General features: G+C 74.3%; 6 protein-coding genes. All 6 read right to left on the bottom strand.

Features of this window, described 5'->3' with window-relative positions; all coding sequences use genetic code 11:
- Positions 1 to 104 precede the first annotated feature (104 nt).
- The 6 genes from ABT084_RS30000 to ABT084_RS29975 all read right to left on the bottom strand — a co-directional run bounded on the left by ABT084_RS30000 (position 105) and on the right by ABT084_RS29975 (position 8472).
- Positions 105 to 965 (bottom strand): LuxR family transcriptional regulator, encoded by an 861-nt coding sequence (locus ABT084_RS30000; RefSeq protein ID WP_351050480.1) that lies wholly within the window; start codon positions 963 to 965, stop codon positions 105 to 107.
- A gap of 167 nt (positions 966 to 1132) precedes the next feature.
- Positions 1133 to 2419, bottom strand: a complete 1287-nt coding sequence (locus ABT084_RS29995) for an MFS transporter (protein WP_351050477.1) — start codon at positions 2417 to 2419, stop codon at positions 1133 to 1135.
- Positions 2416 to 3804, bottom strand: coding sequence for an ATP-grasp domain-containing protein (locus ABT084_RS29990; RefSeq protein WP_351050474.1), 1389 nt, complete (start codon positions 3802 to 3804; stop codon positions 2416 to 2418). The genes ABT084_RS29995 and ABT084_RS29990 overlap by 4 nt, the downstream gene beginning before the upstream one ends.
- The gene (locus tag ABT084_RS29985) at positions 3801 to 5024 is read right to left on the bottom strand and encodes a 3-deoxy-7-phosphoheptulonate synthase class II (protein WP_351050471.1); all 1224 of its coding nucleotides are present in this window, start codon (positions 5022 to 5024) and stop codon (positions 3801 to 3803) included. The genes ABT084_RS29990 and ABT084_RS29985 overlap by 4 nt, the downstream gene beginning before the upstream one ends.
- On the bottom strand, positions 5021 to 6490 hold the full coding sequence (locus tag ABT084_RS29980; protein ID WP_351050469.1) for a nitrosuccinate lyase: 1470 nt from the start codon (positions 6488 to 6490) through the stop codon (positions 5021 to 5023). The genes ABT084_RS29985 and ABT084_RS29980 overlap by 4 nt, the downstream gene beginning before the upstream one ends.
- Positions 6487 to 8472: an FAD/NAD(P)-binding protein gene (locus tag ABT084_RS29975; RefSeq protein WP_351050466.1), complete on the bottom strand. Its 1986-nt coding sequence runs from the start codon at positions 8470 to 8472 to the stop codon at positions 6487 to 6489. The genes ABT084_RS29980 and ABT084_RS29975 overlap by 4 nt, the downstream gene beginning before the upstream one ends.
- Positions 8473 to 8538 lie beyond the last annotated feature (66 nt).

The following is an 8538-nucleotide window of genomic DNA, read 5'->3' as shown; positions in this document are numbered from 1 at the left end:
GCCTCGGCGACCGAGGGCAGCGGGGGGTAGGGGTTCTCGTTGGCGGAGAGCAGGTGCACGGGAGGGTCCTTTCGAGGAAGGGGCGGAGGAGATGACGGGCGGTCTCAGGACCGCGCGTACGGCGGCTGCTGCGGCAGCGGCTGATGCTGCTCGTGCTGCTCGTGCTGCTCGGCGAGGCCCATCAGGTAGCCGAGCTGGAAGCGGTGCTGGGCCCCGAACTCGTCGCGCAGGCAGGACACATGGCCCTGCACCGAGCGCAGGCTGATGCCGAGCCGGCGGGCGATGGCCTTGTCGGAGCGGCCCTCGATGAGCAGTTTGCGGATGGCCCGGCGCATGTCCGGGATCACCTCGCAGGCGGCGTCCGCGGCGCGGACCGGGCGGAAGGGGTAGGGCTCGGCCCGGTCCCAGGCCTTCTCGAAGACGTCGACGAGGAAGCCCGTGACGGCCCGGTCGCGGACCAGGACGGCGGAGGTGCGCGCCTGGTCGGCGGGGATGACGGCCACCTCGCCGTCGATGACGATCATCCGGTTGAAGAATTCCGGGAGGGTACGGACCTGCGCGCCGCGCGCCTGGACGCAGCCCACGTACCGCTTGGTGGCCTCGTGGAAGCGCGAGCTGTGCTGGTAGAGCGTGCGCATGGCCACCCCGCGGTCGAGGTGGCCGCGGACCGCCTCGTAGGCCTCGTCGAGGGTGGCGTCGGGGCGCGGCCCGTCGGGCTGGGCGGTGAGTATCTCGTGGCGGGCGCCGTGCAGGGCCTCGTGGATGGCCCGGGTTATCTCGGGGCCGCCGTGCACGTATTCGATGCCCGCGGCGGCCGGGGCGGGGGCGGGCGGGAGGACGGCGGTGGCGGTGGCGTGTCCGGCGCTCTCGGCGGCGTACCGGGAGAGGCTGCCGAGGGTGTCGGCCATCCGCAGGAGGGTGTCGAGCGGGTCGATGGTGGAGGTGGCTCCCTGGGTGGTGTTCATGACGTGACCTCTCGTGATGAATCTCGTGGGGGCTCTCGTGGGGCTCTCGGGGGGCTCTCGTGACGGAGGGACGGGCGGGCGGGACGGCGGTCAGGACGGCGGGTGGGACAACGGGCAGGGCCGCGGGGGGATGCAGCATCCCCACGCGGCCCTCGGTACGTCCGTGCTCACTCTCCCCGCCCCGGTTTCGCCGGGGCGGTGCGCAGCGCCAGCAGGGCGAGCGCGGTGGCCAGGAGGGAGATCCCGCCGACGGCGTACCAGAAGGAGTGGCCGAGGGCGGCGAACAGCCGGCCGCCCGCCACCGGGCCGAGGGCCGAGCCCAGGCCGAAGGCGAAGTGGAAGCTGCCGAGGTAGTGGCTCTTGAGCGGTGCGGGCGCGATCACCGCCGGGTACGAGAAGATCGCGGGCCCGCCGATGATCTCGCCCAGGGTCCAGACGAGGGTGCCGGTGATGATGGCGGCGGGCCCCAACGGCAGCCCGTACAGGGCGACTCCGGCGCCCAGCAGGGCGAAGGCCAGGCCGATGGTGACCCGCACCGGCCAGTCCTGGGTGACCTTGGTGAGCAGCAGCTCGAAGGCGATGACCAGCAGGCCGTTGAGGGAGACGGCGGCGGTGTACCAGATGATGCCCAGTCCGGCGGCGGCCACGTCGAGCGGGAGCGTGGACAGGTACTGGGCGTAGACGGCGGTGTGCAGGACGGTGGCGACCAGGTAGAGGGTGAAGCGGCGGTCGCGCAGGACCGCCAGGTAGCTCCCCGCCTCGGCGGGGCCGCCCGGGGCCGCCGCCCGGCCCGCGGGCAGGGTGCGCCAGGCCAGCAGGGCGAAGGCCAGGGCGATCAGCGCCTCGCCCCAGAACAGCAGGTCGTAGGAGTCGTGGCCGAGCCGGAAGAGGCCGAAGCCGACGAGCGGCGCGGCCATCGCGCCGAGGTTCAGCCCGAACCGGTACATGGCGAAGACCATGACCTGGCGGTCCGGACCCGCGAGTTCGGAGAGCAGGGCCGCCGAGGCGGGCCGGAACATCTGTCCGGCCAGCCCGGCGAGGACGACGACGGCGAGCAGGGCGCCGTAGTCGGTGAGGTAGAGCAGGGCCGCGGTGAGCGCGGCCGAGCCGGCCATGCTGACGGCGGTCGTGTTGCGGGCGCCGAGGCGGGCGGAGAGCGAGCCGCCGATGAGCACGCCGAGGACGGTGCCCGCGCCGTAGGTGCCGAGCGCGAGGGTGGCCCGGCCCGGGGAGTGCCCGAGCGAGGTCAGGTAGAGGACGAGGAAGATGTTGAGGAAGCCGCCGAGCCGGTTGATGAACACCCCGGCGAGCAGGGTCTTCACGGCGAGCGGTGCTTCGCTGAAGGTGGCGCGTACGGAGGCCCGCGCGGCCGGGGGCGCGGCCGCGCGGGTTCCGTCGGCCGGGGCCGGGGCCTGGTGGGCCCCGGCGTCCGGCCCCGGTGCGGTGTGCGTCACGCCCCGGCCACCGCCTTCGGCTCGGGCCCGGCGGGCGAGGTGCGGAGGGTGATCGCGGCCCGCACGCGGGCCTCCAGGGCGTCGAGGGCGACGCCGGTCCGGGCGTCGATGAAGAAGTTCGCGACCCGGTCCTCGGAGCTGAGCAGCGGGCCGGCCTCGGCGCCCTTCTCCTTCTGGGCGAAGACGGCGCGCAGGGTCGGCGGGTCGCCCTGGCGGCCGACCGGGACCTCGGGCCACAGGTCGCCCTCGCCGGCCCATTCGACGCTGATGCCGGGCCAGTCGACGCTGATCTCGTCGAGGACGCCGGGGTCGTGTTCGAGGTAGACCTGGCGGGCGTGGCGGACGGGCTTGGGGTATTCGGCGGGCTCGCCGAGGGCGATCTTGATGATCTCCGGCTCCAGCGGGCGGCCGGTGGCCAGGTGGTAGAGGACGGTCAGGCCGTCGCCGGGGGTGCGGGCGGCGACCTCCATCAGCCGGGGGTGGCCGTCCGCGTCGAGGCGCCACTCGGAGTGGGTCATGCCGTCCTTGAAGTCCAGCAGCTTCATGGTGCAGCGGTTGGCGGCGAGGAGGGTCTTGCGTTCCAGGCCGACGGCGCCGGAGACGGTGTGGGACAGCTCGACGAAGGTGTCGGCGTGGGAGTCGGTGGTCTCCTTGACGGTGACCGACTCGAAGATGATCTTGCCGTGCTGGATCAGGGCCTCGACGGAGAACTCCTGGCCGGGGACCTTCTCCTCGACCAGGATCGTCTCGTGTTCGGGGTATCCGGCGAGCAGTTCGGTGAGCTGCGCCGCGTCGCAGGCGGTCGCGACGCCCGAGCTGGAGTGCCGGGTGGCGGGCTTGACCACGACGGGGAAAGGCAGCGACGAGGGGTCGAAGCCTTCCCGGGCGCCGGGCGGCAGGACCACCGACGCCGGGTTGAACTCGCCCAGGTGGAGCCGCTGGAGGTACTTGCTGCGGCAGACCCGGGTGGCGCGCAGGCCCGGTCCGGGCAGCTTGAGGGCGTCGGCGATCAGGCCGGTGGGCTCGACGAGGGTCTCGCCCGCGGCGTAGGCGCCGACGATCTCGTACGAGGACTCCCAGCCGCGGACGGCGGCGATGACCCCGGGGGTGAAGGAGCCCTCGCGGTCGACGGAGCCGTCCACGAAGGCGATGTCGGCGATGTCGGCGGCGGGGTGGCCGGGCTCGCTCAGACCGGCCAGCGCCTGCTCCCGCCACACGGACGGGGTGATGACGAGGATCTTCAGCCCGCGCGCGGACAGTTCGGTGAGGTAGCGCGGGGCCCGGCAGATGGCCAGGAAGGAGCCGGTGAGCAGGAAGGCCGCGGGTCTCCCCGACAGCGGCGGCAGGGTCTCGGTCGCGGTCTCGGTCACAGGGGCGGTGCTCATCGCGCGGGCCTCCACAGGTCGGCGGCCAGGAAGGCCATGTCGAGTGCCTGGCCGCGGTTGAGCCGCGGGTCGCAGGCGGTGGTGTAGTTGCGGTCGAGGTCGTCGAGGGTCACCGGGTCCGTGCCGCCGACGCATTCGGTGACGTGGCTGCCGGTGAGTTCCAGGTGCAGGCCGCCCGGGTGGGTGCCGAGCGAGCGGTGGATCTCGACGAACGCCCGGATCTCGGCGGTGATGTCGCCGAGGCTGCGGGTCTTGAGGCCGCCGGGGGCGACCTGGGTGTTGCCGTGCATCGGGTCGCAGACCCACAGCACGTTCGCGCCGGACGCGCTGACCTTCTCGACCAGCGCGGGCAGCACGGCGTGGATCCGGTCGGCGCCCATGCGGGTGATGAAGGTGAGGCGGCCGGGCTCGCGGTCGGGGTCGATGATCTCGGTGAGGGCGAGGAGTTCGTCGGCGGTCGCCGTCGGGCCGATCTTGACGCCGATGGGGTTGGCGACGGAGGCCGCGAAGGCGACGTGCCCGCCGTCGAGCCGGCGGGTGCGTTCGCCGATCCACACGAGGTGCCCGGAGCTCGCGTAGCGGCGGCCGGTCGCGGGGTCGGTGCGCACGAGCGGCGTCTCGTAGTCCAGGAGCAGGGCTTCGTGGCTGACGTGGAAGGGCGCCCCGGCGGGGCCGTCGGCGAGGCCGTCGGGTCCGGTGAGGTCGTCGTCGGCGCCCGGGAGCAGCCGGATGCGTTCCAGGGTGCGGGCGGCGGTGCGGTAGGCGGTCTCCATCCGCCAGGGGTCGGGGGCGCGGTCGGCGGCGGTGAAGCCGAGGCCGTTGACGGAGTCCCCGCGGTAGGCGGGGAGTTCGACGCCGCCGCGGGTCTCGGTGGGGCTGGAGCGCGGCTTGGCGTACTGGCCGGCCATCCGGCCGAGCGGTACGACGGGCACGGCGGCGCCGTAGGAGATGATCTCCGCCATCTGGCGCAGGGTGGTGACCGTGCTCTCGGCCTCGCCGAGCGCGCGGGGGCCGAACTCCTCGGCGCAGTGGCCGCCCTGGAGCAGGAGCGCCTCCCCGCGGGCGGCGGCGGCCAGCCGCTCGCGCAGGGCGTCGGCTTCGGAGAGCGGCACGAGGGCCGGCAGCCCGGCGAGCCGGTCGGTGACGGTGGAGAGGATCTGCGGGTCGGGCCAGTCCGGCTGCTGAGCCGAATGGAGGGTCCCGCTGGGGGCAGTGATCATCGTGTACTCGCTCCTCGCTTCAGGGCCCGGTCGGTCAGCGGACCGGCCACCCCGGTGTATTGGGCGGGTTCCAGCAGGTCGCGCAGGTGCTCCGGGGTGAGGTGGGTGAGGCCGGGCAGGTTCCGGGAGAGGACCTCCGACACGGGTGTGCCGGTGGTGCGGGCGGTGGCCGAGGCTTCGGTGAGCAGTCGGCGGGCCGCCGCCTTGCCCAGGTGCGGGGCGAGGACGGCGGCGATCCGCTCGGTGACGATGCCGCTGCCGGTCAGGGCGAGGTTGGCGCGCATCCGGGCGGGATCGGGTTCGAGTCCTTCGGCGAGTTCGACGGCGGTGTGGGCGGCCCCGCCGGCCAGCCGCAGGCATTCGCGCAGGGCGTGCCATTCGCTGTGCCAGACACCGGCGGAGCGTTCCTCCTCGGTGACGAGTGCCTGGGCGAGTACGGAGGCCAGGGCGGGGACGGTGAGGGCGGCCGAGCGGATCAGGGTGGCCAGGACGGGGTTGCGCTTGTGGGGCATGGCGGAGGAGGCGCCGCGGCCCGCCGGGGCGGGTTCGGCGGCCTCGGCGGTCTCGGTGCGGGCGAGCAGCAGGACGTCGGCGGCGAACTTGCCGAGGGTGCCGGTGGTGTGGGCGAGTACGGCGCCCAGATCGGCCACCGGGGTGCGCAGGGCGTGCCAGGGCAGCAGGGGCGCGGCGAGGCCGGTCTCGGCGGCGAAGGCGGCCGCGAGCCGGTCGTGGAACGCGTCGGGGTCGCGGTCGGGGCCGGTCCCGGGCTCGCCCCCGGTGTTCCCGGCGGCGATACGGGCGTACTCCAGGTAGCCGCCGAGGGTTCCGGCGGCGCCGCCGAGGGAGACCGGCAGCCCGCCGTCGAGCAGCCGGTCGATGCGCTGTACGGAGTCGAGCAGCCCGTGCCGCCAGCCCGCGGCCTTGAGCCCGAAGGTGGTGGGCACGGCGTGCAGGGCCAGGGTGCGGCCCGCGATCACGGTGTCGCGGTGGGCCGCGGCGAGGCGGGCCAGGGCGTCGGCGGCGCGCAGCAGGTCGGCGCGCAGCGGGCCCAGGGTGCGGGCGGCGACCAGCATCATGGCGGTGTCGAGGATGTCCTGGCTGGTGGAGCCGCGGTGGACGTATTCGGCGGCGGGCTCACCGGCCAGCCGGGCGGTGAGGGCGGCGACCAGGCCGACGACGGGGTTGGCGGTCTCGCGGGCGGCGAGGGCCAGGGCCCGCGCGTCGAAGCGTTCGGCGCGCGCGGCGGCCGTGATCGCCTCGGCGGCGTCCGGGGGGACCGTGCCGAGGCGGGCCTGTGCGCGGGCGAGGGCGGCTTCGGCGTCCAGCATGGCCTGGAGCCAGGCAGTGTCCGAGGTCGTGGTCTCGGCGGGGGTCCCGGCGCGCGCCGGGGAGAGCAGCCCCACGTCGATCTCCGGCCCCACGTCGGCGTCGGCCCCGGCGGCGGAGCCCGGGTCGGGCGCGGTCACGGCCGGGCCTCCGGACCCGGGCCTCCGGAGGCGTTCGCCAGGGGCTGGGTGACCGCGGGCAGGGCCAGCGCCGCGTGGGCGATGGCGTCGGAGTCCTCCAGGGTGACCGAGCCGACCCCGGGGCGGATGCCCGCGGCGGTGACCCAGTGGACGGATTCGGTGGGCACCCCGTAGGCGAAGCGGCGCGGGTGTTCGCGGCCCTCGGCGTCGATGAGGCGGTAGGGGCGCTCGGAGACGGCGAGGCCCCCGGTCTCGTACTCGATGCCGCAGGCGCCGAGGATCTTGTACGGGCGGCACTGGCCGCTCTCCAGCAGCTGGACCAGCAGCGCGTCCGTGGTCCGGCGCAGGTCGGGGTGGGGCAGGCGGGCCTCGATGAGGGCGGTCGTCCGGATGTCGGGGGCGTCGACGCCGGAGGCCGAGGCCACGAAGGCGGGTCCGTCCGGGCCGTCGGCGTCGACGGTGACGCGCAGGCCGGGGCCGGTGAATTCGACGATGCCCGCGGAGGCCAGCGCGATCAGCTCGTCGATGCGGGAGACGGGCGGTCCGATGGAGAGGAAGGCGTTGAGCGGGGTGTACCAGCCTTCGAGGTCATCGCGGTGCGAGCCCGCTTCGAGCCCGCCGTGGTCGACGGCGATCCGGATCTCGTTGCGCAGGTCGCGCAGCACGTCGAGGGCCGCCTTGAGGGGGCCGCTGACATTGCCCGCGCGCGCTTCGTGGGCGTCGCGCAGCAGGTAGGCGAGCATCCAGCGGCGGAAGTCGTCGCGGCCGGTGAAGCGCAGGTCGCCGTAGGGGCGGGAGAGGGACTCCCAGTTCCAGCGCTGGCCCTCCTCGACGCCCGCTTCGAGTAACAGGAGGTCCTCGGCGTCCTCGTCGGGGGCGGCGAGGTAGCGGTCGGTGAAGGAGGCGACGGCGGCGGGGTCCTCGCCGCGGGCCGCGAGGAGGCGCTCGTAGTAGACGCTCTGCACCTCCTTCTGGATCAGCGGCCAGATGTGGATGCCGAAGTGGATCCAGTCGCCGTCCTTGGCGGCGGCGCGCATCGCGTCGACGCGGGCGACGGTGAGGAGGCGGGGCGCGTAGCGGCCGTCGGGGCCCTTCTCGTTCTCGCCGCGCGCCTGGTAGGGGATGCCCCGGCGGGAGCCGGCGTACATCTTGGGCTCCAGGCCGGAGGGGCGGTAGACGAGGCGGCCGTCCGCTCTGCGCTCGAAGAAGCCGCCGCGGCCGAGGGTGAACAGCGCCATGTAGTCGAAGAAGTTGAGGCCGAGGCCGCGCATCAGGACGGGCCGGCCGGGGGTCATCGCGGTCAGGTCGGTGTCGGCCGGGTTGGCGGGGCCGGTGTACGAGAGCCCGTACTCGGCGGCGAAGTCGGAGAGCCGCTGCTCCTCGGGCGTGAGCTTGGCGGGCAGGTGGCCCTGGGCCAGGATGACGGCGGACAGGCCCGACAGGCGGGCCCCGTCGGCGAGTTCGACGCACTGGGCGCCGCCCGGTCCGGCGGAGTCGTGCAGGGCGACGGCGCGGGTGCGGTGGACCTGGATGTCCATGTGGGCGGGGGCCGCGTCGAGGGCCTCTTCGAAAGCCCACTGGAGGTAGTGGCCGTAGAAGGCGCGGGTGGGGTAGGTGTCGGGGCCCAGCTCGCGGGCTTCGGCGAGGGTCTGGGCGCCGTAGCGCTCCTCGTGCCCTGGGTCGGAGGGGTCCAGGCGGCGGGCCCAGGCGTAGAGGCTGGGGCCTTCCTCGATGGGGCCTTCGATGCGGACGCTGTCGTCGGTGAACAGGGTGATCTGCGAGGCGACGGTGTTCATGAGCAGGTGGCGGGGCTGGGCCGTGCGCCACACGTTCCCGGCGCCCGGCGGGGCCGGGTCGACGACATGGACGGTCAGGGCGTCGTGCGCCGGGGACTTGCGCTCCTGCGCGCAGAGGCGTTCGAGGACGGACAAGCCCCGGGGGCCTGCCCCGACAATGCAGATCTGGGCGTGGCTGTGCTGCATGGCTGATCCTTCTGTTCGGGCCGCGGATCACGCGGAGGGGATGTTCCAGCCGACGTCGGAGAGTCC

Origin of the sequence: Streptomyces sp. NPDC002138 (genome assembly GCF_040296485.1) — a bacterium.
Taxonomy (GTDB): Bacteria; Actinomycetota; Actinomycetes; order Streptomycetales; family Streptomycetaceae; genus Streptomyces.
Note: the sequence above shows the minus strand (reverse complement) of the source record. Positions and strands in the feature narration are given on the sequence as shown.

What these genes read in the sequence shown, in the direction of transcription:
- ABT084_RS30000 (WP_351050480.1), bottom strand. Translation starts at nt 965, where the DNA reads ATGAACACCACCCAGGGAGCCACCTCCACCATCGACCCGCTCGACACC.
- ABT084_RS29985 (WP_351050471.1), bottom strand. Translation starts at nt 5,024, where the DNA reads ATGATCACTGCCCCCAGCGGGACCCTCCATTCGGCTCAGCAGCCGGAC.
- ABT084_RS29990 (WP_351050474.1), bottom strand. Translation starts at nt 3,804, where the DNA reads ATGAGCACCGCCCCTGTGACCGAGACCGCGACCGAGACCCTGCCGCCG.
- ABT084_RS29975 (WP_351050466.1), bottom strand. Translation starts at nt 8,472, where the DNA reads ATGCAGCACAGCCACGCCCAGATCTGCATTGTCGGGGCAGGCCCCCGG.